This window comes from Pantoea cypripedii (assembly GCF_011395035.1).
Classification (GTDB): domain Bacteria; phylum Pseudomonadota; class Gammaproteobacteria; order Enterobacterales; family Enterobacteriaceae; genus Pantoea; species Pantoea cypripedii_A.
In genome coordinates, this window is the sequence record NZ_CP024768.1 from 3,916,902 (window position 1) to 3,942,043 (window position 25,142).

A 25,142-nucleotide genomic window follows, 5' to 3' on the forward strand; every position below is an offset into this window, starting at 1 on the left:
ACAACCATTTTGATGTTGTCGCCCGGCATTACCATCTCTACGCCTTCCGGCAGTTCTACTGAACCGGTTACGTCAGTTGTACGGAAGTAGAACTGAGGACGGTAGCCTTTGAAGAACGGAGTATGACGGCCGCCTTCGTCTTTAGACAGAACGTAAACTTCTGACTCGAACTGAGTGTGCGGCTTGATGGTACCCGGCTTAGCCAGTACCTGACCACGCTGGATGTCTTCACGCTTGATACCGCGCAGCAGAACACCACAGTTTTCACCAGCCTGACCCTGATCCAGCAGTTTGCGGAACATTTCAACGCCAGTACAGGTTGATTTNGCAGTCGCTTTGATACCAACGATTTCAACTTCNTCGCCNACTTTCACGATGCCGCGCTCAACACGACCGGTAACAACGGTACCACGGCCAGAGATTGAGAATACGTCTTCGATCGGCAGCAGGAACGGCAGGTCGATAGCACGAACCGGATCCGGGATGTAAGTATCCAGGTGNCCAGCCAGCTCAACGATTTTCGCTTCCCACTCTGCTTCGCCTTCCAGCGCTTTCAGAGCTGAACCACGAACGATCGGCGTGTCGTCGCCCGGGAAGTCGTACTGTGACAGCAGGTCACGAACTTCCATCTCAACCAGTTCCAGCAGCTCTTCGTCATCAACCATGTCACACTTGTTCAGGAACACGATGATGTACGGAGCGCCGTCCATCTGAGCAGCACCGGTGATCATGTTTTTCACGTAGTCGGCGTGGCCCGGGCAGTCAACGTGCGCGTAGTGGCGAGTCGGGGTTTCGTACTCAACGTGTGAAGTGTTGATGGTGATACCACGAGCCTTCTCTTCCGGCGCGTTGTCGATCTGGTCAAATGCACGAGCCTGGCCGCCGTAGGTTTTAGCCAGAACGGTGGTGATCGCAGCAGTCAGAGTGGTTTTACCGTGGTCAACGTGACCGATGGTGCCCACGTTTACGTGCAGTTTGTTACGTTGAAATTGCTCTTTCGCCATGGCGATAATCCTTACTGTTATGCCTCTATCAAGGATAGAGGCATCTGTTCACAATTTTTAAACCGTAGCCTTATTTGCCACGAGCTTCAATAACGGCCTGAGCGACGTTGTTCGGCGCATCATCGTACTTCAGGAACTCCATGGAGTAAGAAGCACGGCCTTTGGTCAGAGAACGCAGCTGGGTTGCGTATCCGAACATTTCAGACAGCGGAACCTCAGCGTGAATCTCAACGCCAGTAGCGTTAGATTCCTGCCCTTTAAGCATACCACGACGTCTGCTCAGGTCACCGATAACGTCACCGGTGTGCTCTTCCGGAGTCTCTACTTCAACCTTCATGATCGGCTCAAGCAGAACAGGTTTCGCTTGCTTAAAGCCTTGTTTAAAGGCGATAGAAGCAGCCAGTTTAAATGCCAGCTCTGAGGAGTCGACATCATGGTAAGAACCGAAGTGCAGACGCACACCCAGGTCTACTACCGGATAACCAGCCAGCGGACCAGATTTCAGCTGCTCCTGGATACCTTTATCAACGGCAGGGATGTATTCACCAGGAATCACACCACCTTTAATGTCGTTGATGAATTCGTAACCTTTCGGGTTCGAACCTGGCTCCAGCGGGTACATGTCGATCACAACGTGACCGTACTGACCACGACCACCAGACTGTTTCGCGTGTTTACCTTCAACATCGGTAACTTTCGCGCGGATCGCTTCACGGTAAGCAACCTGAGGTTTACCTACGTTCGCTTCAACGTTGAATTCACGCTTCATGCGGTCAACGATGATGTCGAGGTGCAGCTCACCCATACCAGCGATGATGGTCTGGTTAGACTCTTCGTCAGTCCATACGCGGAATGACGGGTCTTCTTTCGCCAGACGACCCAGAGCCAGACCCATTTTTTCCTGGTCAGCTTTGGTTTTCGGCTCAACAGCGATAGAGATTACCGGCTCAGGGAACTCCATACGCTCCAGAATGATCACATTGTTCGGATCACACAGAGTGTCACCGGTGATAACGTCTTTCAGACCGATAGCAGCGGCGATGTCACCTGCACGAACTTCGCTGATCTCTTCACGTTTGTTGGCGTGCATCTGAACGATACGACCAAAACGCTCACGTGCAGATTTCACTGAGTTCAGTACGGTGTCACCGGAGTTAACCACGCCAGAGTACACGCGGAAGAACGTCAGGTTACCTACAAACGGGTCAGTTGCGATTTTGAACGCCAGAGCAGAGAACGGCTCGTCATCACTTGCGTGACGCTCAGCCGGGGTGTCTTTGCCATCGTCCAGCATGCCGTTGATTGCAGGTACGTCGGTCGGAGCCGGCAGGTACTCAACAACTGCATCCAGCATCGCCTGAACACCTTTGTTCTTAAATGCAGAACCACAGGTAACCAGGATGATTTCGTTGTTCAGAACGCGCTTACGCAGAGCAGATTTGATCTCTTCTTCAGACAGCTCTTCGCCACCAAAGAATTTCTCCATCAGCTCGTCAGAAGCTTCAGCAGCAGACTCGATCAGTTTCTGGCGCCATTCTTCAGCCAGTTCCTGCATGTTAGCCGGGATATCTTCGTAAACGAAGGTAACGCCCTGATCTTCATCGTTCCAGTTGATGGCTTTCATTTTGATCAGGTCAACAACACCGGTGAAGTTCTCTTCTGCGCCGATAGCCAGCTGCAGAGGTACCGGAGTCGCGCCCAGACGGCTTTCAATCTGGCCTACAACTTTCAGGAAGTTTGCACCCATGCGGTCCATTTTGTTAACGAACGCAATGCGTGGAACTTTATATTTGTTAGCCTGACGCCATACGGTTTCAGACTGCGGCTGCACGCCACCTACTGCACAGTAAACCATTACTGCGCCGTCGAGCACACGCATGGAACGTTCTACTTCGATGGTGAAGTCAACGTGTCCCGGGGTGTCAATGATGTTGATGCGGTGCGGCTCAAACTGCTTAGCCATACCAGACCAGAACGCGGTAGTCGCTGCAGAGGTGATAGTAATACCACGCTCCTGCTCCTGGGCCATCCAGTCCATGGTCGCTGCGCCATCATGCACTTCACCGATTTTGTGGTTAACACCGGTGTAGAACAGGATACGCTCGGTAGTGGTAGTTTTACCGGCGTCAATGTGTGCGCTGATACCGATGTTACGGTAGCGCGCAATGGGTGTTGTACGAGCCATTTGATTCCTCTGATTCTCGGACGTTCAAAGTTAGTCGACCCCAGCGGGTTGGCTATTCGAGCGCCCGCTGGTTTAACAACAACTACGTGGTTATTACCAGCGGTAGTGTGCGAACGCCTTGTTGGCTTCTGCCATACGGTGAACGTCTTCACGTTTCTTAACTGCAGTACCTTTGTTTTCTGCAGCGTCAGAAAGTTCGTTCGCCAGGCGCAGAGCCATAGATTTATCACCGCGTTTACGAGCAGCATCTACGATCCAACGCATTGCCAGAGCATTACGACGGACCGGACGGACTTCAACTGGAACCTGATAAGTTGAACCACCAACACGGCGAGACTTAACTTCTACAGTCGGGCGCACGTTTTCGAGGGCAACATCAAAAGCTTCCAGGGCGTTTTTACCAGAACGTTGAGCCAGGGTCTCAAGAGCGGTATAAACGATTGATTCTGCAGTTGATTTTTTACCATCAACCATCAGGATATTTACAAATTTAGCCAGCAGCTCTGATCCGAACTTAGGATCCGGCAGAATTTTACGCTGACCAATGACGCGACGACGTGGCATGGAAATACTCCGTTGTTAATTCAGGATTGTCCAAAACTCTACGAGTTTAGTTTGACATTTAAGTTAAAACGTTTGGCCTTACTTAACGGAGAACCATTAAGCCTTTGGCTTCTTCACACCATACTTGGAGCGAGCCTGCTTACGGTCTTTAACACCTGAGCAGTCCAGCGCGCCACGAACGGTGTGGTAACGCACACCTGGCAGGTCTTTAACACGACCGCCACGGATCAGGATCACGGAGTGCTCCTGCAGGTTGTGACCTTCACCACCGATGTAGGAAGTCACTTCGAAACCGTTGGTCAGACGCACACGGCATACTTTACGCAGCGCTGAGTTAGGTTTTTTCGGGGTGGTGGTGTACACACGAGTACAAACACCACGTTTTTGCGGGCAAGCTTCCAGCGCCGGCACGTTGCTCTTTGCAACTTTGCGGACGCGTGGTTTGCGAACCAGCTGGTTAACTGTTGCCATTAAATAGCTCCTGGATTTGCTTTAGCTTTTGCTTCGTAAACACGTAATAAATCGCCTCGTATTACTACGAGGAGGCAGAATTTTAGGGCTGTGTCAAAAGGGTGTCAAGAAATAACCAGGTTTAAGCGCATTACCAGGTTATTTGCTGTTGGTGCTTCGCCGTTAAAGCAACGAATTCAGTATAGTCCACACAGGGTAGACTGGTCGAAATTTGCGCAGTCAGGCCGCGTGCCGCCACGTCTTCCCGTAGTACCCACACCGTCGCCGGGGAGTTAAGAAGCTTTTTAAGCATGGCACTGCCTGACAAAGCTGCCGTGACTCCATCCTGTAGCAGCAACAGATCGTCTTCCTTCTGCAACAGCATCAGTAAGGTGTCGATATCGCATTGCCAGGGTGAATGCATGAGCGTGTACAGCATAATGAAGTCTCAGAAACGAATAATACGGTGATAAGTCGCCAGTTTCTGGCGCAGGGTTGACGCGTCCAGCACCGCAACCGGCATCACACGCGGTGACGTCGCATCCAGCCCTCGCGCCAGCAGCGACTCTTCGCAGACAAAACACTGATCGATATCGTACAGCGCCAGCACGCCAAAAGTGGCGATATAGTTGCGTGCCAGAATCGGCTCAGGTTGCTGATGGCAATTCAGTTGCAGCACTCCATCGCCAATAAAAAACAATGCAATGTCCTCACTGAGGGCTGCCGTAGCCAGCACGGCATCCAGCCCTTCCCTGCCAGCACTGCTGCCATGGGGAGGTTGGGTAAAGAGAAAAGCGACAGAATTCATCAGAATTGCACCAGACGGTCACAGGTTAGAGCGGCTTCCGCCAATGCGCCCAGCCCGCTTAAAACAAAGCCAGCTTGCAGGTTACTGCCCGCCAGCTGCAATCGTGCCGCTTCCTGAGCGTCAGTGACGCCACGCCGCAAGGCCGCCGCCACACAGATATTCAACGCCACGCCATGTAGCTGATGCAGCTGCTGCCACTCACGCACCAGGTCCACTTCATCACTGGCCGGAGCGGTAAGCTGATTCGCGTTGAGTACTCCTTCACGATAGAAAAACACGCTTTCCAGCTGATGCCCGGCCTGTAGCAACGCCCGTGCAAACAGTAACGCGCTGCTGGCATGTTGTGTTCCATAAGCCGGACCGGTGACCAGCAAGGTATAGCGCATTAACGATCCTGGCCCTGAAAGTCGCCACTCTTGAACTGACGAATATAGAGATACACCGTGTGCTTAGAAATATTGAGGCGATCGGCAACCTGGTTAATCGCATCTTTAATATCGAAAATCCCCTTCTCATACAGATTGAGGACAACCTGACGATTCTTGGCGTTGTTCGATACGTTGCGATCCGCACTCACTTCCTCAATCGTGAACTCCAGCGTCTGCGTCACCAGGTCTTCAACCGAACTGGCAAAGTTCACATTGGAATCGACCTGCTGCATTTCTGGCGGCATAAAAGTCGACATAATCTGCGAAAACGGCACATCGAGGTTCATATTGATACACAGCAGGCCAATCACCCGCTGCTGGCGATTGCGAATCGCAATCGTGACCGACTTCATCAGCACGCCACTTTTGGCGCGGGTAAAGTAGGCTTTTGAGACATTGCTGTCTGCACCGTGCATATCGTGCAGCATGCGCAGTGCCAGGTCGGTTATCGGCGATCCGACTTTACGTCCGGTGTGCTCGCCATTAGCGATGCGTACCGCGGAGCATTTTAAATCTTCCAGCGAGTGCAGCACGATTTCACAGTGCGAACCTATCAGCATCGCCAGGCCATCGACCACGGCTTCGTAAGATTTCAGAATATCGTAGTCTGCTTGCTCAAACGGACGTTGCTCCAGTAAATCGAAGTCAGTCAGTTCACCGGGATTGAATGGATTAGACATCGAAGACATCACCCTAAATGGCTGGAGCCTGTCGGCAGCTCTGGGGCAGACTCATTTTTTGATAGTAGTAGTTGTGCAGGCGTTAGTCTGGCAAATGTCGAGTGCTTATGCCAGAGCTTTGTCATACGGCGGAAATGAAACCGCCGCCCCTGAGGGCGGCGGCTGGCAGATTACTGCGCTTTCTTATCAGCAGCGGCCGGAGCCTGTGCTTTCTCATCGGCTTTCGGCGCCGGTTTGATATCAAGCAGCTCGACATCAAACACCAGCGTAGAGTTAGCCGGAATACCCGGCACGCCGTTTTTACCGTAAGCCAGTTGCGGTGGGATGACCAGCTTGATCTTACCGCCTTTCTTCACGTGCTTGAGGCCTTCAGTCCAGCCTGGGATGACACCATCCAGACGGAATGACAGCGGCTCGCCACGGGTGTAGGAGTTGTCGAACTCGGTACCATCGATCAGCGTACCTTTGTAGTTCACAACCACAGTGTCGCTGTCTTTCGGCGCGTCACCGGTGCCTTCTTTCTCAACCTGATAGAGCAGGCCAGATTCAGTTTTCTTCACACCTTTTTCTTTGGCGAATTTGTCAGCAAAAGCGGCACCTTTATCGGCGTTCTCTTTTGCGTCTTTTTCCATCTTCGCCTGGGCAGCGCCTTTCACACGGCCCTCAAACGCCTGCAGGGTTTGCTCGATCTCTTCATCAGAGAGTTTGCTCTTACCGCCAAATGCGTCCTGAACGCCAGCAATCAACTGTTGTTTGTCCAGTTTGATACCCAGTTTCTCTTGTTCCTTCAGAGAGTTGTCCATGTAGCGACCCAGGGAGGCGCCCAGCGCATACGCTGATTGCTGATCTTCATTTTTGAAGGCAGCATTTTTCGGTGCCTGCGGCGCTGCCTGAGCAGCATCAGCCGGTGCAGTGGTAGCTTCTGCTGCCATTGCCAGCGGAGCGTTCAGCACGACGGCCATAGTGGTAGCTAACAATGTGACTTTAAACAGTGATTTCATCCTTTCTCCAAAACCGAAGCCTCTCGCCCCGGGAATCATTGCGGACTGTGGCCCACACTATAACTTTACGTGGCAGCGGCGAACACTCCCACAACATAATAATCCGGTCAACCTCTGACCTTTTTTGCATCAGGAAGTTTCATCAGAGATGGTGACATAATGTCCCTATTCAAGCATCCTGGCTAATTCTGGTGAAAAATCGGGTGATTCTGGAGCAAAAGCCTTAGAATCGCGGCCAACAACCGGGAAGCACCGTGATACGAGGAGTGGTGATGCAACAATCAGAATGGGAACAACGCCTTGAGGCACTGGAGAGCAAACTGGCTTTTCAGGAACATACCATTGATCAACTCAATCAGACGGTGGTTCAGCATGAACTGGAGATGAGCAAACTGCGTGAGCATGTCCGTCTGCTGATCGATAAGGTTAAGGCTGCCGCGCCATCCATGATTGCGTCGCAATCGGAAGAGACCCCGCCGCCGCACTACTAAAGAAAAGGCCACCGCGAGGGTGGCCTTTCAAGTACTTAGTGGTTGCAGCCACAACCACCGTGGCCGCCGCAGCCGCCTTTGCCATGTTCATGACCGTGGTCATGGTCGTGGTCGTGATCATGGTCGTGACCGTGCTCACCGTGAACGTGGCCGTGGGCCAGTTCTTCCGGTGTTGCTTCACGAATCGCAACCACTTCTACGTTGAAGTTCAGGTTCTGACCCGCCAGCATGTGGTTACCATCAACCACCACGTGCTCGTCTTCCACTTCGGTGATTTCCACCGGCACCGGACCCTGATCGGTTTCTGCCAGGAAGCGCATGCCAACCTGCAGTTCGTCAACGCCCATAAATACGTCTTTCGGTACACGCTGCACCAGGTTGTCATCATACTGACCGTAAGCGTCGTTTGCCGGGATATGCACGTCAAACTTGTCACCTACTGCATGATTTTCCAGTGCTTTTTCCAGACCAGAAATCAGGGAACCATGGCCGTGCAGATAGTCCAACGGTGCACTCACCGGTGACTCGTCAACCAACACACCGTCTTCGGTACGAACCTGATACGCCAGGCTCACCACCAGGTCTTTTGCTACTTTCATGATATCTCCTAACCGTTGAGAACTGCGAATCCCGTCTCATTGGTCCATTTTTGCGAGCAAAAACACCAACCAGAAAGGTTCAAGACTGAGGATGCTGACAACGCAATGCCGCATTCTGCTCAGCGTTAATGGCGCCGATTGTAGCGGAATTCAATCCCGCTGTAAGTTTAAGCTTAAAAAAAGCCAGGTCATTGCGCTACTCGGGATGAAAAATGCCGATCACCTGTTCCTGACTGCGAACCTGATCGCGCACCTGCTTATCGGCTTCACGCATCTGATGGCCGCACTTCACGCACTCCACCACATCCACATTGTTTTCACGCCACATGGCCAGCGTGTCTTTCTGCTGACAGTGCGGGCATACCGCACCGGCAATAAAACGTTTACGCATACTATTTCCTGCCCGTCATCAACGGATAAGGTAAGTGTAGTTACTCATCATCCCAGCCATCAAACTGACGCTTTTCATGCTGCATTTCGCGCTGGAAGATATCCTCCAGCTCGCGACGCGCCTCACGCACGCGTGAAACCGTTGCGCTGTCCGTCTGGTTGGGCACCAACTCCCGCAGCATACGCATATCCAGACGACGGAAATGATGCTGAGCACGTTGCGCCTGATGGGGGTGCATACCCAGTGAGATCAGCGCTTTGCGTCCCAGCTCCAGCGCACTGGAGAACGTTTCACGCGAGAACAGCGTCACGCCCGCCTGGATCAGTTCATGGGCTTCCACACGGCCACGGGCCCGTGCGAGGATCTGCAACTGTGGGAAATGCTGCTGGCAGAGATGCACAATCGTCATGGCGTCTTCCGGTTCATTACAGGTAATGACGATGGATTGCGCCGTAGCCGCACCCGCAGCGCGCAACAGCTCCAGCTCGGTCGCATCACCATAGTAAACCTTGTAGCCATATTTACGCATCAGGCTAACTGCTGAGATATCGCGTTCCAGCACCGTGATACGCTTGTTATTTGCCATCAGCAGACGGCCCACCACCTGACCGAAACGACCAAAGCCCACCACAATCACCTGGGGTTGATCATCTTCGACAAAGGGCTTCTCACTATCTTCTTCCGGTTCATTAAAGCGACGTGCCAGCAGACGATCAATCCCCTGCATCAGCAGTGGCGTAGTCATCATTGACAACGTGACGGTCACCAGCAACAGCGGCAGTTGATCACCACTAAACAGCTTTGCCGACGCTGCGGCCGAGAACAGCACGAAGGCAAACTCTCCGCCCTGGCTGAGCACCCCGGCAAACTGCTGACGCTCCGAGCTGCGCAGACCATACACCCGCGCCAGCACATACAGCACCAGCGTTTTCACCGCCACCAGAATCACCACGCCAAGCACGATTTCCAGGATATGGGTGTAGAGCACACCGAGATTAAGCGCCATGCCGACGGAGATAAAGAACAGCCCCAGCAGCAGCCCCTTAAAGGGTTCGATGGCCACTTCCAGCTCATGGCGATACTCACTTTCCGCCAGCAGGATACCGGCGATAAAGGTCCCCAGCGCCATCGACAGGCCGAGCGCATCCATAAATAACGCCGAGCCAAGCACCAGCAGCAGTGAAGCCGCAGTAAAGACTTCACGCACACCTGATGCGGCAATAAAGCGGAAAATCGGCCGCAGCAAAAAGCGACCACCAATCAGCATCCCGGCAAATGCCAGCACTTTCATGCCGACTTTCAGCCAGTCCACATGACCGCTGTCACCACCTCCCGCCAGCAGCGGCACCAGCGCCAGCGCCGGGATCACCGCTAAATCCTGGAACAGCAGCACCGAGAAACCAAGCTGCCCGGCTTCGCTGCGATTCATGCCTTTATCACGCATCAATTGCAGCGCCATCGCCGTCGAGGACATTGCCAGACCGATGCCGCCAATCACTGCCGCCTGCCAGGAGAAATCAGTCAGCCACAACAGCACCCCGAGAATTGCGGCAGAGATCAGCACCTGGGCCGCACCCACACCAAAAATCGAACGCCGCAGCGCCCAGAGTTTCGCCGGGTTCAGTTCCAGGCCGATGATAAACATCAGGAATACTACGCCGAGTTCAGAGAAGTGCAGAATCTCGTCCACGTCGCTGATAAAACCCAATCCCCACGGCCCGATGGCAATACCTGCCAGCAGGTAGCCCAGCACCGCGCCGATGCCCAGTCGTGCTGCAATCGGTACGATCAGCACCGCCGCCACCAGATAGATAACACCGGCGGTAAGCAACGTTTGTCCTTCCATTACACACCTCCCTGCGGTAGCGGTGACGAGAGCCAGTCGCTGTAGGCTTGGGCAAAATTACGCAATACTTCCGGCGTCTGACGCCGCGCCCAGTAAATCACCATCGGCGTCATCCAGTGCATTCGGCACATCTGCGCCGTCAGCTCAAACGGGCGCATGATGTCGCTCATCGGATAACGGTTGAGGCCATGATGGTGATAAGCGGTTTCCGGCTCGCCGGTGGTGACGACGCTGCGCCAGTATTTGCCCTCCAGCGCATTGCCATCCACGCCACTGGCGAAGCCGCGTGACAGCACCCGATCCAGCCACTCTTTCAGCAATGCCGGGCAGCTGTAGGTATATAACGGATGCTGGAAAACCACGATTTGATGTTCGCGCAGCAGTTGTTGCTCGTAGTGAATATCAATAAAGAAATCCGGATAGTGGGCGTATAAATCGTGTACCGTGACGTGGTCCAGTTCCATAGCCGACTGCAGCAAAACCCGATTGGCAATCGAATCCTGAGATTCCGGATGGGCGTAAAGCAGCAGGATTTTGGGTGGCTGCGACATCGTTCCCCTCCAAAGCAAAGCATCGTCACAGCGCAGGAATTCCGCTACCATGCTCGACGCAACTAAACAGTTCATCTAATTATGTTGCCAGTAAATTAACATATTCTGACGATACGGCGCTTATGATTGTCTTTTCCTCGTTACAAATTCGTCGCGGCACCAACGTGCTGCTGGATAACGCTACCGCAACCATCAACCCCGGGCAGAAAGTTGGCCTGGTGGGTAAAAACGGCTGCGGCAAATCCACGCTGCTGTCACTGCTCAAAGGTGAGATGAGCAGCGATGCCGGTAGCGCGACCTTCCCTGGCAACTGGGCGCTGGCCTGGGTCAATCAGGAAACCCCGGCGCTCAGTAAAGCTGCGCTGGAATATGTTATCGACGGCGACCGCGAATATCGTCAGCTGGAATCTGAATTAGCCGATGCTAACGCGCGTAACGATGGCAACGCCATCGCGCTGCTGCACGGCAAGCTGGATGCGATCCAGGCCTGGAGTATCCCGGCACGCGCCTCCAGCCTGCTGCATGGTCTCGGTTTCTCCCAGGAACAGCTCCAGCGCCCGGTCAGCGACTTCTCCGGCGGCTGGCGTATGCGCCTCAACCTCGCACAGGCGCTGGTGTGTCGTTCTGATTTGCTGCTGCTCGATGAACCAACCAACCACCTCGATCTTGATGCGGTGATCTGGCTGGAGCGGTGGTTAAAAAGCTACGAAGGTACGTTGATCCTGATTTCGCATGACCGCGATTTCCTCGATCCGGTGGTGGATAAGATCATTCACATCGAACAACAGACGATGTTTGAATACACCGGCAACTACAGTTCGTTTGAGCGTCAGCGCGTCGCCAAACTGGCGCAGCAACAGGCGCTGTATCAAAGCCAGCAGGAGAAAGTGGCGCATCTGCAAAGCTATATCGATCGTTTCCGCGCCCAGGCGACCAAAGCGAAACAGGCACAGAGCCGTATCAAAATGCTGGAGCGCATGGAACTGATTGCGCCTGCGCACGTTGATAACCCGTTCAGCTTCAGCTTCCGCGCACCAGAAAGCCTGCCTAATCCATTACTGAAAATGGAGAAGATCACCGCAGGCTATGGCGACCGCATCATTCTCGATGCCATCAAACTTAACCTGGTACCGGGTTCACGTATTGGCCTGCTGGGGCGTAACGGTGCAGGTAAATCCACGTTAATCAAACTGCTGGCAGGCGAGTTAACCCCGCTGGCGGGTGAAATTGGGCTGGCGAAAGGTATCAAGCTGGGTTACTTCGCCCAGCACCAGCTGGAATTTCTGCGTGCCGACGAATCGCCGTTGCAGCACCTGGCGCGCATCGCGCCGAAAACGCTGGAGCAGCAACTGCGCGATTACCTTGGCGGCTTTGGCTTCCAGGGCGATAAAGTCAGCGAAGTGACCGAACGTTTCTCCGGTGGCGAGAAGGCGCGCCTGGTGCTGGCGTTGATCGTCTGGCAGCGCCCTAACCTGCTGCTGCTCGATGAACCGACCAACCACCTCGATCTGGATATGCGTCAGGCCCTGACCGAAGCGTTGATTGATTTTGAAGGCGCGCTGGTGGTGGTCTCGCATGACCGCCATTTGCTGCGCGCCACCACTGACGATCTGTACCTGGTACATGATCGCAAAGTGGATATCTTCGAAGGGGATCTTGAGGATTATCAGCAGTGGCTGAGCGACCTGCAAAAACAGCAGGCACAGCAGGATGCCGCACCAAAGCAGGAAAGCGGCAACAGCGCTCAGGCGCGCAAAGATCAGAAGCGTCGTGAGGCGGAGTTACGCGTACAAACCCAGCCGCTGCGCAAAGAAATTGAGAAGCTCGAAAAGCAGATGGCGAAATGGCAGAGCCAGCTGAGCGAAGCCGAGCAGCTGCTGTCCGACAGCGCCATTTACGACCAAAGCCGCAAAGCGGATCTGACCGCCGCGCTGCAACGTCAGGCCGAGAGTAAATCGGCGCTGGAAGAAGCAGAAATGGCGTGGCTGGATGCCCAGGAGCAGCTGGAGCAGCTGCTGGCTGCGCCCTGACAGCACATGCCGTAGCGGCACGATTTATCGTGCGTATTTTGCCCCTTAAAGGTCAAAAGAGCGCGATAAATCGCGCCGCTACGACTCAGAGTCGCTAAAACGTTCGTAGCGGAGCGAGACAAGGCGCCAGACACGCCATGAACGGAGCATACAAAAGTATGTGAGTATCATGGCGCGTCGCAGCAACGCAGTCGCAGCCCGCTACGGGCGTTTTAAACCGGTTTGTCCCCTAACACCGTTGCCCGATGCATCACCCGGCGCGCCGGATAATAATCCGCATTGGCATAATGCTGCGTCACGCGGTTATCCCAGATCGCCACATCATGCTCCTGCCAGCGCCAGCGCACCTGAAACTCCGGTTTGGTGCTATGTGCAAACAGGAAGCCCAGCAGCGCGGCACTCTCCTTCTCACTCACCCCGACCAGGCGCGTGGTAAATCCTTCATTGACGAACAACGCCTTGCGACCGCTGACCGGATGGGTACGGATCACCGGATGCAGCACCGGCGGGTGCTTCGCCACCGCCTGCTGCCAGCGCTGATGTTCCTCAGCGGTTTTGCGATATTTAAACTCCTGGAACGCCTTTTTAAAGTCATGCTCCGCCTGCAATCCTGCCAGCAAGGTTTTAAACGGTTCAGATAACGCCTCATAAGCCGCAATGCCGCTGGCCCACAGCGTATCGCCGCCACTTTCCGGCAACAGTTTAGCCGCCAGAATGGCGATCGCCGGAGGGGTCTCGATAAAGGTCACATCGGTGTGCCAGCTATCGTTATCGGGCGGGTTGTCCTGATGCGCATCCAGCACGATGATTTCCTCCACCCCGGCGGCATGAGGATAGACCGGATGGATATGTAAATCACCGAAGCGCACCGCCAGCGCACGCTGTTGCTCGGGCGTAATCGCCTGATTACGCAGGAACAACACCTGATGACGCAGCAGGCCATGATAAAGCTGTTCAAATTGCGCATCGCTCAGCGGGCGGCTGAGATCGACTTCGCTCACCTGGGCACCGATATACGGCCCCAGCGCGGTAAAAGTCACACGTTCGTTCATTGCTGTTCTCCATTCCAGGGCGTCAGGCGGCGCTGCAAGGCGCGCAGACCCAGTTCTAAACTAAAAGCGATCAACGCAATCACCGCGATGCCTGCCAGCACCACATCCGTTGCCAGGAACTCTCCCGCCGACTGCACCATAAAGCCCAGTCCACGCGTGGCGGCGATCAGTTCGGCCGCCACCAGCGTTGACCAGCCGACGCCGAGGCCAATACGCAAGCCCGTAAGGATTTCCGGGAGCGCGCCGGGCAAAATCACCCAGCGCAACAGCTGCCAGCGCGTGGCACCGAGCGCCAGCGCGGCGCGGATACGTACCTGCTGGGCGTTCTTCACGCCCGCCAGTGTCGATAAGGTGACAGGAGCGAAAATCGCCAGATAAATCAGTAAGATTTTTGAGGTTTCGCCGATGCCAAACCAAATCACCATCAGCGGTAAATAAGCCAGCGGCGGCACCGGACGATAAAGTTCAATCAGCGGATCGAGCAGGCCACGCATCGCCGGACTCAGCCCCATAGCAATCCCTACCGGAATGCCAATTAATGCAGCGAAGAACAGCGCCACCAGCATACGTGCCAGGCTGGCACCGAGATGCTGCCATAACGTAGCGTCCATAAAGCCCTGTGGACTGGCAATCAGCAGCAGCTTTTTCAACACCTGCTGCGGTGGTGGCAGAAACAGCGGCGCAATCAAGCCCAGTGCCGTCACCCCCCACCACACCAGCAACAACACCGCCACGCTTAACAGGCTCAGGGACAGCTGACGCGACAACGGCCAGCGCAGACGACGCGGACGCGCCGCACGCGCTTTATCATCAATTAACGCACTCATACGAACGCCTCCCGCTGAGCAAATACCTGATTCAGCACGTATTCGCGCCGTTCAATAAACGCCGGATCGGATTTGATGCTGCGGCAGGGTTCACCGTCGGCAAAACGCTGGCCAAAATCGAGTTTCAGACGTTCTACCACCCGCCCCGGCCCCGGCGACAGCAGCACCAGTTCACTGGCGAGAAACACCGCTTCTTCGATATCGTGAGTAATCAACAGGATCTGCTTGCCGGTATCGCGCCACAGCGTCAATAACAGGGTTTGCATCTGCTCGCGGGTAAAGGCATCCAGTGCACCAAAGGGTTCATCTAACAGCAGCAGCTGAGGGTCAGCTGCCAGCGCACGGGCAATACCCACACGCTGACGTTGACCCCCAGAGAGCTGCCAGATAAAACGCTTTTCCGCGCCTTCCAATCCGACTTTACGGATCAGGCGACGGGCAATGGCATGGCGTTCCGCTTTTGCCATCCCCGCCAGCTGCAAACCAAAGGCGACGTTATCGATCACGTTGCGCCACGGCAGCAACCCTTCGTTCTGAAACACCACGCCACGCTCAGCTCCCGGCCCATTGACCTGTTTACCGTCCAGCGTGATGCTGCCGGATTCCAGCGGCAGAAAACCGGCGATCAAATTCAGCAACGTAGTTTTGCCACACCCGGAGGGTCCCAGCACCACCAGCAGTTCACGCTGATCCAGTTGCAGGTTGATGTCCTGCAACGCAGGCTGTCCGGCGTAACGCGCGTTAAGATGGGTGATGCTGAGCATACGACCTCCGGTTATTTCACTAAGGGGGCAACGAAGCGGGTGGTCACGTAACTGCTGTAATCACTGGCCGCATCCGGCACCTTGCCCTGCTCTTTCAGGAAGTGTGCGGTATCAACAATCGCCTTATTCACCGGTTTGCCGAGTTGCTCCAGCTGCTGCTGTGCGGTCAGATAGGTGTTGCCCTCAACCAATCCCGGCACCTGCGCTTCCGGCACGCCACTCAAACGAGCCAGTTTGCTGAGGTTATCGGGCTGTTTCAGCCACTGTTGCGGGTTATCGATATAGGCTTTCTGCGCATCCAGCGCGCTACGGGCAAACGCCGTGACGATTTCCGGGTGCTGCTGCGCAAAGTCTTTACGTACCACCCACACATCCAGCGTCGGCGCTCCCCATTTGCCGACCTGAGAGGAGTCAGTCAGCACCTTGCCATCCTTTTCCAGTTCATTAACCGCCGGTGCCCAGACGTAAGCCCCGTCAATATCGCCACGCTGCCAGGCCGCAATAATCGCTGGCGGTTGCAGGTTAACCAGTTGCACGTCAGTCGGTTTGATGCCCCAGTGCTTCAGCGCGGCCAGCAGGCTGTAGTGGGTGGTGGAGATAAAGGGGACGGCAATACGTTTGCCGATCAGATCTTTGGGGGTGCTGATGGATTTCTTCACCACCAACGCCTCGGAATTACCGAGCTGCGACGCTAACAGGAAGGCTTCAATCGGCAGTTGTTGCGTGGCGGCTACCGCCAGCGGGCTGGAGCCGATATTGCCAATCTGCACATCACCGGAGGCCAGGGCGCGCAACACACTGGCCCCGCTATCGAACTTGCGCCAGTCAACGCTGGCTCCGCTCTCTTTGGCAAAGGTGTTATCGGCCTGTGCCACCTTGGCCGGTTCCGCCGAGGTTTGATAAGCCACCGTGACGTTAACCGCCTCGGCCTGGAAGGTCAGCAACGCCAGCGCTGCGGCTAACGTGGTTATGGTTTTCTTCACTGCCATCATCTTGCACCCCAATATTTTTATGTTGGGTGCAGTGTCGCCAGCAGCAATGGTTTCATAAAGGAATTAAAAATTATCCCTAATGAAAATCGGTTCTTAGATCAACATCGGGCAAGGCTATGCGCAAAGAGCAAAAAGGCGCGTTGCCGCGCCTCGGGTTTATTCAGTGCCAAATCAACAGCACACAGGCGGCGGTGAGAATCCCCATTGCCAGGTTAAAGATTTTCCACGCCCGTGGGCTGCGCAGCAGACGGCCGATGATCGAACCAAACCCCATCCAAATCACCCCGGAAACCACGTTGACCAGCGCCATACCGATGCTGATTGCCACCACGGAATGCAGATAGGCGGCACCGGCCAGACTAAAGCTGGCAACCGCACCCAGCGCCATCAGCCAGGCCTTCGGGTTAATCAGTTGCAGCAACCCTCCCTGCCAGAACGGCGTGGGTACCGGAGGTGCCGCATCCGTATCCAGTTTCTCATATTCGGCGGTGGCAATTTTCCACGCCAGCCAGAGCAGATACAGGCTACCGGCAATTTTAAGAACCAGATGAAGGGAAGGATAGAGTAGGATGAGACCACCCACGCCAAAGGCCACCATCAGCAGCATCACCTGCATACCGATCATGATGCCGATTAACAACGAGAAGGTACGCAGAAAGCCAAAGTTGGCAGCGGAGGCGGTAAGTAACATATTATTAGGCCCTGGCGTGATCGCAGCGACCCAGAGAAAGCCCAGCATTGATAAAAACAGACTTAGTTCCATGTTGATTCGGGTGCTCCTCACCCAGGAAAGCCAAAAACTCATCGAAACTATCAGCGAGATATGCATCAGACAAGCGTTTACCACAGTAATTTTGATTCTCCGCCCGGCGAGACCTTTGTCCCGCTGAGTGGCTTTCGCAATCCGCATCTGCAAACCCTGCTTCCGCGCCTGCTGCGGCGGCGCGTCACCCTGCGTCCGCACTGGCAGCGTCTTGATTTGCCGGATGGTGATTTCGTCGATCTCGCGTGGAGTGAAGATCCAGCGCAGGCCGCACATAAACCGCGCATGGTCCTGTTTCATGGCTTAGAAGGGAGTTTCCACAGCCCTTATGCCCACGGGCTGATGCAGGCGTGCCAGGCGCGGGGCTGGCTGGCGGTGGTGATGCACTTTCGCGGTTGCAGCGGCGAACCCAATCGTCTGCATCGCATTTACCATTCCGGTGAAACGGAAGACGCGAGCTACTTCCTGCGCTGGTTAAGGCGCGAATGGGGCACGGTGCCCACCACGGCGGTGGGTGTCTCGCTGGGTGCGAATATGCTGGCGTGCCTCGCCGGAATGGAGGGCGGTGATGCGCCCTTCGATGCCGCTGTCGCCATCTCAGCCCCCCTGCTGCTGGAGCCGTGCAGCCAGAAACTGGAGAACGGTTTCTCACGCTTTTATCAGCACTATTTGCTGACGCAGTTGAAAAAAAATGCGAAGCGCAAGCTGCGCGCCTGGCCCGGTACGTTACCGGTAGATTTACGCCAGCTGCGGACCCTGCGGCGTCTGCGCGATTTTGACGATGCCGTCACCTCACGGGCACACGGTTTTATCGATGCGGGAGATTATTATCACCGCGCCAGCGCCATGCCGCATTTAATCGGGGTACGTAAACCGCTGCTGATCATCCATGCCAAAGACGATCCCTTTATGACCGATGCGGTAATCCCGCAGCCGGAGCAGCTGTCCCCATCAATTGAATACCAATTGACGCAGCAAGGTGGCCACGTTGGCTTTGTTGGCGGGACATTGCTGCGCCCGCAAATGTGGCTGGAGCAGCGCGTGCCACAGTGGTTATCAACTTATCTGGATATGTGATCGTGATTATTCCATGGCAACAAATTGCCCCCGAAACGCTGGAAAACCTGATTGAAGCCTTTGTATTACGCGAAGGCACCGACTACGGTGAACAGGAGCGCAGTCTGGCGCAGAAAGTCGCCGATGTGCGCCGCCAGCTGGAGCGTGGCGACGCGGTACTGGTGTGGTCGGAACTGCACGAAACCGTCAATATCATGGCGCGCGGTGAATTTCGCGGCTAATGCACATCCCGGCATTTCGTGCTAACAATGCTCATCGCCGGACTTCACAGGGAGCTTTGTTATGTCAGCCAGGCATCCAGTTATTGCCGTTACCGGTTCCAGCGGAGCCGGAACCACCACCACCAGCCTTGCCTTCCGGAAAATTTTCCAGCAGCTGGATCTGCATGCCGCAGAAGTGGAAGGCGACAGTTTCCATCGCTATACGCGTCCGGAGATGGACATGGCGATCCGCAAAGCGCGCGATCTGGGCCGTCACATCAGCTACTTCGGACCGGAGGCCAACGATTTTGGCCTGCTGGAACAAACCTTCAGACAATATGGCCAATCCGGCCTCGGGCAGTCGCGCAAATATCTGCATACCTACGACGAAGCCGTACCGTGGAACCAGGTGCCTGGCACCTTTACGCCGTGGCAGCCGTTGCCGGAAAACACCGATGTGCTGTTTTATGAGGGGCTGCACGGCGGCGTCGTCACGCAACAACACAATGTGGCCGAACACGTGGATTTGCTGGTCGGCGTGGTGCCGATCGTAAACCTGGAATGGATTCAGAAGTTGGTGCGTGATACCAGCGAACGCGGCCATTCACGCGAAGCGGTGATGGATTCAGTGGTACGTTCTATGGAAGATTACATCAACTTCATCACGCCACAATTCTCGCGCACCCATATCAACTTCCAGCGCGTGCCGACCGTCGATACCTCCAATCCGTTTGCGGCGCGTGAAATTCCGTCGCTGGATGAAAGCTTCGTGGTGATCCATTTTCGTGGGCTGGAAGGCATTGCCTTTCCCTACCTGCTGGCGATGATTCAGAATTCCTTTATTTCGCATATGAACACCCTGGTGGTACCGGGCGGCAAAATGGGGCTGGCGATGGAATTGATTATGACACCGCTGGTGCAACGGCTGATTGAAGGTAAACGGATTGAATAATGTAGCGGCGCGATTTATCGCGCGATCCCGTGCAGGATGCGGGAAAAATCCGCGCGATTAATCGCATGACCGTGCATGCTGCACGAAAAATCCGCGCGATAAATCGCGCCGCTACGTTCGTGCTATAGCTCGATAACCTCGTAGCTGTGGGTGATGTCGACGCCTTTGCCGAGCATGATCGCCACCGAGCAATATTTCTCTGCCGAAAGATCCACCGCGCGGGCTACCGCTTTATCACCCAAATCCTTGCCGCTGACAATAAAATGCAGGTTGATGTGTGTGAAAATACGTGGCGCTTCTTCACGACGTTCAGAGGTGAGTTTTACTTCGCAATCGGCAACCTCATTGCGTCCTTTTTGCAGGATAGACACCACGTCAATCGCGCTGCATCCACCCGCCGCCATCAGCACCATCTCCATCGGACTCGGCGCTTTATCACCCGAGTTACCATCCATTAATATCTGATGGCCAGATGAGGATTCTCCGAGAAAGGTAAGCCCTTCCACCCATTTGACTCGTGCCTGCATTATTCTTTCTCCTGAATAGGCTGATTTGCCGCCAGAGTACGCTTTCACCTGAGAAACAGCAATCCAGACTAATCGCCCTTTTGCTGAAGCGAGACAACAGAAGACAGCTAGCAAAAGCTGTGCTACAAACAGTGCTGAAAATATTTTCGTCGCAATAGACGAAGGCGGGAAGAATCAGAAGCCTGGCTTAAGAGTCCACCCGAATAATTTCCTTTACCGGAAGCGCTCTACGATTTCACCGCCTGACAGGGAAAATTGCCCCCTGTGTTTTGGGCACGATTACAACAGAGGATAATAGCGAATGGTTCTCGGCAAACCGCAAACAGACCCTACACTCGAATGGTTCCTGTCCCATTGCCATATTCACAAATATCCATCCAAAAGCACCCTGATTCATCAGGGTGAAAAAGCGGAAACGCTCTACTACATCGTGAAAGGTGCCGTTGCGGTGCTGATCAAAGATGAAGAAGGCAAAGAGATGATTCTCTCCTACCTCAATCAGGGGGATTTCATCGGCGAGCTTGGCCTGTTTGAAGAAGGTCAGGAACGTAGTGCCTGGGTACGAGCAAAAACTGCCTGCGAAGTGGCTGAAATTTCCTACAAAAAATTCCGTCAGCTGATTCAGGTAAACCCGGATATTTTAATGCGTCTTTCGGCGCAGATGGCACGTCGCCTGCAGGTGACATCAGAAAAAGTCGGCAACCTTGCCTTCCTTGATGTGACTGGCCGCATTGCGCAGACGCTGCTTAATCTGGCCAAACAGCCTGATGCCATGACCCACCCGGACGGGATGCAGATCAAAATCACCCGTCAGGAAATTGGTCAGATCGTCGGCTGCTCACGCGAGACAGTTGGCCGTATTCTGAAAATGCTGGAAGATCAAAACCTGATCTCCGCACATGGTAAAACCATCGTCGTTTACGGCACCCGCTAATTCCTTCTCACCCACGGCGTGATGGCAACATCGCGCCGTTTTTGTCTGCGATGAGCTGATGTGGCGTCGAATCATCTATCATCCCGAAGTTAATTACGCCCTGCGGCAAACGCTGGTGCTTTGCCTGCCCGTGGCTCTCGGCTGGCTGTTTGGTGACCTGCAAAAAGGTTTGCTGTTCTCCCTCGTTCCCGCCTGCTGCAATATCGCGGGTCTTGATACGCCGCATAAGCGCTTCTTTAAACGCCTGATTGTGGGCGGCTCCCTGTTTGCCACCGGCAGCTTTCTGATTCAATGGCTGACGGATTACCACGTTCCTTTGCCGCTGATTATGCTGGCCCTGCCACTGCTGGTTGGCGTCACGGGTGAGATCAGCCCGTTACATGGCCGCTTGCTGCCGGGCACGCTTATCGCTGCCATCTTCACCCTGAGCCTGGCGGGACGTATGCCGATCTGGGTGACGCCGCTGCTGTATATCGGCGGTACGCTTTGGTACGGGCTGTTTAACTGGTTCTGGTTCTGGCTGTGGAAAGAACAGCCAATGCGTGAAACCCTCAGCCTGCTGTATCGCGAACTGGCGGATTATTGCGATGCCAAATATACCCTGCTGACGCAGCTGACCGATCCGGAAAAAGCGCTGCCTCCGCTGCTGGCCCGGCAGCAAAAAGCCGTCGATCTGATCACCACCTGTTATCAGCAGATGCATATGCTGTCTGCCAGCCGTAACAACAGCCATAAACGTCTGACGCGTGCCTTCCAGGTGGCGCTCGATTTACAGGAACATATCTCGGTCAGCCTCCATCAGCCCGAAGAAGTACAAAAACTGGTGGAGCAAAGCCACGCTGAAGCGGTGATCCGCTGGAACGCGAAGACCATCTCGGCGCGGCTGCGGCTACTGGCCGATGCCATCCTGTATCACCAGCTGCCTGAGCGCTTTCATATGGAGAAGCAGCTCGGAGCGCTGGAAAAGATCGCGCGCCAGCACCCGGATAATCCGGTCGGTAATTTTTGCCTGTACCATTTCAGTCGGATAGCCCGCGTTCTGCGCACCCAGAAACCCCTTTATACCCGTGACCTGATGGCCGACCGCCAGCGGCGTTTGCCGTTTTTTCCGGCGCTACGCAGCTACCTGTCGCTAAAGTCCCCCGCGTTGCGCACCGCGGCACGGTTTGCCGTGATGCTGATGTTTGGCAGCGCGCTGGCGTTGTTCTTCAACATCCCTAAACCCTACTGGATTCTGATGACCACCATGTTCGTCAGCCAGAATGGCTACAGCGCCACGCGGGTGCGTATCCAGCACCGTGCACTCGGTACCTTTGCCGGACTATTAATTGCCGCCGCCTCGCTGCGTTTCGCCGTGCCGGAATCGCTCACGCTGCTATTCATGCTGGCGATCACCCTCGCCAGCTATCTGGTGACGCGTAAATATTACGGCTGGTCGATGATTGGCTTTACGGTGACGGCGGTGTATTCGCTCCAGCTGCTATCGCTGAATGGCGCGCAGTTTCTGCTGCCGCGCATGATGGACACGCTGATGGGATGCCTGATTGCCTTCGGCGGCATGATTTGGCTGTGGCCACAGTGGCAGAGCGGCTTACTACGCAAGAACGCACACGATGCGCTGGAAGCGGACCAGGAAGCCTTGCAGCTGCTGCTCGGGCCGGAGCAGTCGCCGGAGAAACTGGCGTATCAGCGCGTTAAGGTTAATCAGGCGCACAACGCCATGTTTAACTCACTTAATCAGGCGATGACCGAACCCGGTTTTAACTCGCAGTATCTGAAAGATATGCGGCTATGGGTGACGCACAGCCAGTTTATTGTCGAACATATCAACGCCATGACCATTCTGGCGCGTGAGCACACTATGTTGACGCCGAAACTGGCGGAGAAGTATCTGCAATCCTGTGAAATCGCGTTGCAGCGCTGTCAGCAGCGGCTGGAATATGACGGACCGGGCAACGACAGCAACGTGCTGGAAGCGCCGGAAAATATCAATGAGGGAGCGGTAACCATTGTTGAGCAGCATGTGAAGCGGATTCTGCAACACCTTAACGTGATGCATACCATCTCTTCACTGGCGTGGAGCCAGCGACCGCATCATGGTCGCTGGCTGATGGGACTGCGGGTAAAAAATTAGTTTATGCTGCCAGCACCTTTTCAACCGCCACGGCAAACCGCGCCATCCCTTCTTCAATATCGGTCGGTTCAATCACCAGCGACGGGACAAAACGGATCACATCGGTCCCGGCGGTAAGGATCATCAAACCTTCCGCCGCCGCCGCATGCAGGATATCGCGTGCTTTGCTGGCGTGCTGCGGCTTCAGCGCGGCACCAATCAGCAGCCCTTTGCCACGGATGTCACTGAACAGGTCAAACTTGCTATCCAGCGCTTTCAGCGCCGCCACGAACTGCTGACGACGTGCTTCGACACCCTCCAGCACTTCTGGCGTGTTGATGATATCCAGCGCCGTTTCAGCAATCGCACAGGCCAGCGGGTTGCCGCCATAAGTGGTGCCATGCACGCCAGGCGCCATCACTGAAGCGATTTCATGGGTGGTCAGCATGGCGCTCACCGGGAAACCACCGCCCAGCGCTTTCGCCGTAGTGATGATATCCGGGGTGATACCGTAGTGTTCATAAGCGAACAGCTTGCCACTACGCCCCATGCCGCTCTGCACTTCATCCAGCACCAGCAGCGCCTGGTATTCATCACATAAGGCACGCAGACCCTGCATAAATTCCGGGGTAGCCGGCATCACACCGCCTTCGCCCTGGATCGGCTCGACCACGATGGCACAGGTGTGATCATCAATCACCGCTTTCACCGCCGCCAGATCGTTGAAAGGCACATGCACGATATCCGCCGGTTTCGGACCAAAACCATCGGAATATTTCGGCTGGCCGCCAACCGAGACGGTAAACAGCGTGCGCCCATGAAACGCATTGTGGAAAGCGATGATTTTGCTTTTGAACGGACTGTGTTTTTTGCAGGCGTAATAACGCGCCAGTTTGAACGCCGCTTCGTTGGCTTCTGCCCCGGAGTTGCCAAAGAACACGCGTTCGGCAAAGGTGGCCGCAATCAGTTTGCTTGCCAGGCGCAGCGCCGGTTCATTGGTAAATACGTTGCTGGTGTGCCACAGGGTTTCACCCTGGGTTTTCAGCGTTTCCACCAGCGCCGGATGGCAATGGCCGAGCGCAGTCACTGCGATGCCGCCGGAAAAATCGATATATTCTTTGCCCTGCTGATCCCAGACTCGGCTACCCTTGCCTTTAACCGGCACAAACTGCGCAGGTGCATAAACAGGCAAAATTACGTTATCGAACGTTTCCCGGGTTACCGCTAGTTTTTCTGCTGCCATTGCCGACCTCATCGGGTTATTTGTTGAGTTGACGTGAAATTATAATCACAAAATATGCATAAAAAATCACATAAAGGCAAACACAACTTAAGGCCGCAGGAAATTTGCCAGCAGCTGATGTCCCTGTTCACTGAGAATGCTTTCCGGATGGAACTGTACCCCTTCCAGTGGCAGCGTTTTATGACGGAACCCCATTATTTCATCAGGCTCCCCCTCGCGCAGGCTCCAGGCCGTCACCTCAAACGCGTCGGGCAGCGAATCCCGCGCCACAATCAGCGAATGGTAACGGGTCACAGTGAGGGGATTGTTCAGCCCGCGAAACACACCGCTATCGTTATGGCGAATCGCCGAGGTTTTGCCATGCATTACCTGACGCGCACGCACCACCTGGGCACCATAGGCCTGGGCAATCGCCTGATGGCCCAGACACACACCGAGGATCGGCAGACGACCGGCAAAGTGGCGGATGGCCGCCAGTGAGATACCGGACTGGTCCGGCGTACAGGGGCCAGGTGAAATCACCAGATGGCTCAGAGGAAGCGCATCCATCTCGTCCAGGGTGATGGCATCATTGCGCACCACCCTGACATCAGCGCCCAGTTGGCAGAAATACTGGTAGAGATTCCAGGTGAAGGAGTCGTAATTATCAATTAGCAGCAGCATAGCGCCC

28 protein-coding genes are annotated in these 25,142 nt (G+C 54.9%); 7 read left to right on the forward strand and 21 right to left on the reverse strand.

Going from position 1 to position 25,142, the window contains the following annotated elements:
• The 9 genes from CUN67_RS18320 to fkpA all read right to left on the reverse strand — a co-directional run.
• Positions 1-1,004: elongation factor Tu (locus CUN67_RS18320; protein ID WP_208717263.1), on the reverse strand; the 1,004-nt coding region annotated here is incomplete at its 3' end.
• Between the two features lie 70 nt (positions 1,005-1,074).
• Complete coding sequence (fusA, locus tag CUN67_RS18325; RefSeq protein WP_208716711.1) at positions 1,075-3,189, reverse strand: elongation factor G; 2,115 nt, start codon at positions 3,187-3,189, stop codon at positions 1,075-1,077.
• A gap of 93 nt (positions 3,190-3,282) precedes the next feature.
• Positions 3,283-3,753 carry a 30S ribosomal protein S7 gene (gene rpsG / locus CUN67_RS18330; RefSeq protein ID WP_084877349.1) on the reverse strand — a complete coding sequence of 157 codons (471 nt, stop codon included), beginning with the start codon at positions 3,751-3,753 and terminating at the stop codon, positions 3,283-3,285.
• Between the two features lie 96 nt (positions 3,754-3,849).
• On the reverse strand, positions 3,850-4,224 hold the full coding sequence (gene rpsL, locus CUN67_RS18335; RefSeq protein ID WP_003852912.1) for a 30S ribosomal protein S12: 375 nt from the start codon (positions 4,222-4,224) through the stop codon (positions 3,850-3,852).
• A 130-nt stretch (positions 4,225-4,354) separates the two neighbouring features.
• Positions 4,355-4,642: a sulfurtransferase complex subunit TusB gene (gene tusB / locus CUN67_RS18340; protein ID WP_208716712.1), complete on the reverse strand. Its 288-nt coding sequence runs from the start codon at positions 4,640-4,642 to the stop codon at positions 4,355-4,357.
• Positions 4,643-4,651: 9 nt separating this feature from the next.
• Positions 4,652-5,011 (reverse strand): sulfurtransferase complex subunit TusC, encoded by a 360-nt coding sequence (tusC, locus tag CUN67_RS18345; RefSeq protein ID WP_208716713.1) that lies wholly within the window; start codon positions 5,009-5,011, stop codon positions 4,652-4,654.
• Positions 5,011-5,397 carry a sulfurtransferase complex subunit TusD gene (gene tusD, locus CUN67_RS18350; RefSeq protein ID WP_208716714.1) on the reverse strand — a complete coding sequence of 129 codons (387 nt, stop codon included), beginning with the start codon at positions 5,395-5,397 and terminating at the stop codon, positions 5,011-5,013. Before tusD ends, tusC begins: the two co-directional genes overlap by 1 nt.
• Entirely contained in the window at positions 5,397-6,119 is a 723-nt protein-coding gene (locus tag CUN67_RS18355; RefSeq protein WP_084877361.1) for a helix-turn-helix transcriptional regulator, read from the reverse strand. Before CUN67_RS18355 ends, tusD begins: the two co-directional genes overlap by 1 nt.
• A gap of 170 nt (positions 6,120-6,289) precedes the next feature.
• On the reverse strand, positions 6,290-7,120 hold the full coding sequence (fkpA, locus tag CUN67_RS18360) for an FKBP-type peptidyl-prolyl cis-trans isomerase (RefSeq protein ID WP_208716715.1): 831 nt from the start codon (positions 7,118-7,120) through the stop codon (positions 6,290-6,292).
• Between the two features lie 272 nt (positions 7,121-7,392).
• Between fkpA and CUN67_RS18365 the strand changes: the two genes are divergently transcribed.
• The gene (locus CUN67_RS18365; RefSeq protein ID WP_208716716.1) at positions 7,393-7,611 is read left to right on the forward strand and encodes a protein SlyX; all 219 of its coding nucleotides are present in this window, start codon (positions 7,393-7,395) and stop codon (positions 7,609-7,611) included.
• Positions 7,612-7,646: 35 nt separating this feature from the next.
• On the opposite strand, the gene slyD is transcribed toward CUN67_RS18365, so the two are convergent.
• The 4 genes from slyD to kefG form a co-directional block, all read right to left on the reverse strand.
• On the reverse strand, positions 7,647-8,210 hold the full coding sequence (slyD, locus tag CUN67_RS18370) for a peptidylprolyl isomerase (protein ID WP_084877369.1): 564 nt from the start codon (positions 8,208-8,210) through the stop codon (positions 7,647-7,649).
• 196 nt (positions 8,211-8,406) lie between these two features.
• Positions 8,407-8,601, reverse strand: coding sequence for a YheV family putative zinc ribbon protein (locus CUN67_RS18375; protein ID WP_013510782.1), 195 nt, complete (start codon positions 8,599-8,601; stop codon positions 8,407-8,409).
• A gap of 40 nt (positions 8,602-8,641) precedes the next feature.
• Positions 8,642-10,447, reverse strand: coding sequence for a glutathione-regulated potassium-efflux system protein KefB (gene kefB, locus CUN67_RS18380; protein WP_208716717.1), 1,806 nt, complete (start codon positions 10,445-10,447; stop codon positions 8,642-8,644).
• Entirely contained in the window at positions 10,447-10,998 is a 552-nt protein-coding gene (gene kefG / locus CUN67_RS18385; protein WP_208716718.1) for a glutathione-regulated potassium-efflux system ancillary protein KefG, read from the reverse strand. Before kefG ends, kefB begins: the two co-directional genes overlap by 1 nt.
• 122 nt (positions 10,999-11,120) lie before the next feature.
• On the opposite strand from kefG, the gene CUN67_RS18390 reads away from it, so the two are divergent.
• Positions 11,121-13,028: an ABC transporter ATP-binding protein gene (locus CUN67_RS18390; protein WP_208716719.1), complete on the forward strand. Its 1,908-nt coding sequence runs from the start codon at positions 11,121-11,123 to the stop codon at positions 13,026-13,028.
• Between the two features lie 212 nt (positions 13,029-13,240).
• Here CUN67_RS18390 and tauD read toward each other — a convergent pair whose 3' ends face one another.
• The 5 genes from tauD to CUN67_RS18415 form a co-directional block, all read right to left on the reverse strand.
• Positions 13,241-14,080 carry a taurine dioxygenase gene (tauD, locus tag CUN67_RS18395; RefSeq protein ID WP_208716720.1) on the reverse strand — a complete coding sequence of 280 codons (840 nt, stop codon included), beginning with the start codon at positions 14,078-14,080 and terminating at the stop codon, positions 13,241-13,243.
• A complete protein-coding gene (gene tauC, locus CUN67_RS18400) occupies positions 14,077-14,907 on the reverse strand; it encodes a taurine ABC transporter permease TauC (protein ID WP_208716721.1) in 831 nt (276 codons plus the stop codon). Before tauC ends, tauD begins: the two co-directional genes overlap by 4 nt.
• Complete coding sequence (gene tauB / locus CUN67_RS18405; protein ID WP_208716722.1) at positions 14,904-15,671, reverse strand: taurine ABC transporter ATP-binding subunit; 768 nt, start codon at positions 15,669-15,671, stop codon at positions 14,904-14,906. The genes tauC and tauB overlap by 4 nt, the downstream gene beginning before the upstream one ends.
• A gap of 11 nt (positions 15,672-15,682) precedes the next feature.
• Positions 15,683-16,663, reverse strand: a complete 981-nt coding sequence (tauA, locus tag CUN67_RS18410; protein WP_439332264.1) for a taurine ABC transporter substrate-binding protein — start codon at positions 16,661-16,663, stop codon at positions 15,683-15,685.
• A 160-nt stretch (positions 16,664-16,823) separates the two neighbouring features.
• Entirely contained in the window at positions 16,824-17,426 is a 603-nt protein-coding gene (locus CUN67_RS18415; RefSeq protein WP_084877391.1) for a LysE family translocator, read from the reverse strand.
• Positions 17,427-17,486: 60 nt separating this feature from the next.
• Between CUN67_RS18415 and CUN67_RS18420 the strand changes: the two genes are divergently transcribed.
• The 3 genes from CUN67_RS18420 to CUN67_RS18430 all read left to right on the forward strand — a co-directional run bounded on the left by CUN67_RS18420 (position 17,487) and on the right by CUN67_RS18430 (position 19,655).
• The gene (locus CUN67_RS18420; protein ID WP_208716723.1) at positions 17,487-18,503 is read left to right on the forward strand and encodes a hydrolase; all 1,017 of its coding nucleotides are present in this window, start codon (positions 17,487-17,489) and stop codon (positions 18,501-18,503) included.
• Positions 18,504-18,505: 2 nt separating this feature from the next.
• Positions 18,506-18,724: a YheU family protein gene (locus CUN67_RS18425; RefSeq protein ID WP_208716724.1), complete on the forward strand. Its 219-nt coding sequence runs from the start codon at positions 18,506-18,508 to the stop codon at positions 18,722-18,724.
• A 61-nt stretch (positions 18,725-18,785) separates the two neighbouring features.
• Complete coding sequence (locus CUN67_RS18430) at positions 18,786-19,655, forward strand: phosphoribulokinase (RefSeq protein ID WP_208716725.1); 870 nt, start codon at positions 18,786-18,788, stop codon at positions 19,653-19,655.
• A 122-nt stretch (positions 19,656-19,777) separates the two neighbouring features.
• Here the strand turns inward: CUN67_RS18430 and CUN67_RS18435 are convergent, their stop codons facing one another.
• Positions 19,778-20,182 carry an OsmC family protein gene (locus tag CUN67_RS18435; RefSeq protein WP_208716726.1) on the reverse strand — a complete coding sequence of 135 codons (405 nt, stop codon included), beginning with the start codon at positions 20,180-20,182 and terminating at the stop codon, positions 19,778-19,780.
• Positions 20,183-20,483: 301 nt separating this feature from the next.
• Between CUN67_RS18435 and crp the strand changes: the two genes are divergently transcribed.
• Together crp and CUN67_RS18445 are read left to right on the forward strand one after the other, a co-directional pair.
• Entirely contained in the window at positions 20,484-21,116 is a 633-nt protein-coding gene (gene crp / locus CUN67_RS18440) for a cAMP-activated global transcriptional regulator CRP (RefSeq protein ID WP_013510795.1), read from the forward strand.
• Between the two features lie 58 nt (positions 21,117-21,174).
• Positions 21,175-23,250, forward strand: a complete 2,076-nt coding sequence (locus CUN67_RS18445) for a YccS/YhfK family putative transporter (protein ID WP_208716727.1) — start codon at positions 21,175-21,177, stop codon at positions 23,248-23,250.
• Between the two features lies 1 nt (position 23,251).
• Here the strand turns inward: CUN67_RS18445 and argD are convergent, their stop codons facing one another.
• A complete protein-coding gene (gene argD / locus CUN67_RS18450; protein ID WP_208716728.1) occupies positions 23,252-24,472 on the reverse strand; it encodes a bifunctional acetylornithine/succinyldiaminopimelate transaminase in 1,221 nt (406 codons plus the stop codon).
• Between the two features lie 87 nt (positions 24,473-24,559).
• Positions 24,560-25,135, reverse strand: a complete 576-nt coding sequence (locus CUN67_RS18455; protein ID WP_208716729.1) for an aminodeoxychorismate synthase component II — start codon at positions 25,133-25,135, stop codon at positions 24,560-24,562.
• Positions 25,136-25,142 lie beyond the last annotated feature (7 nt).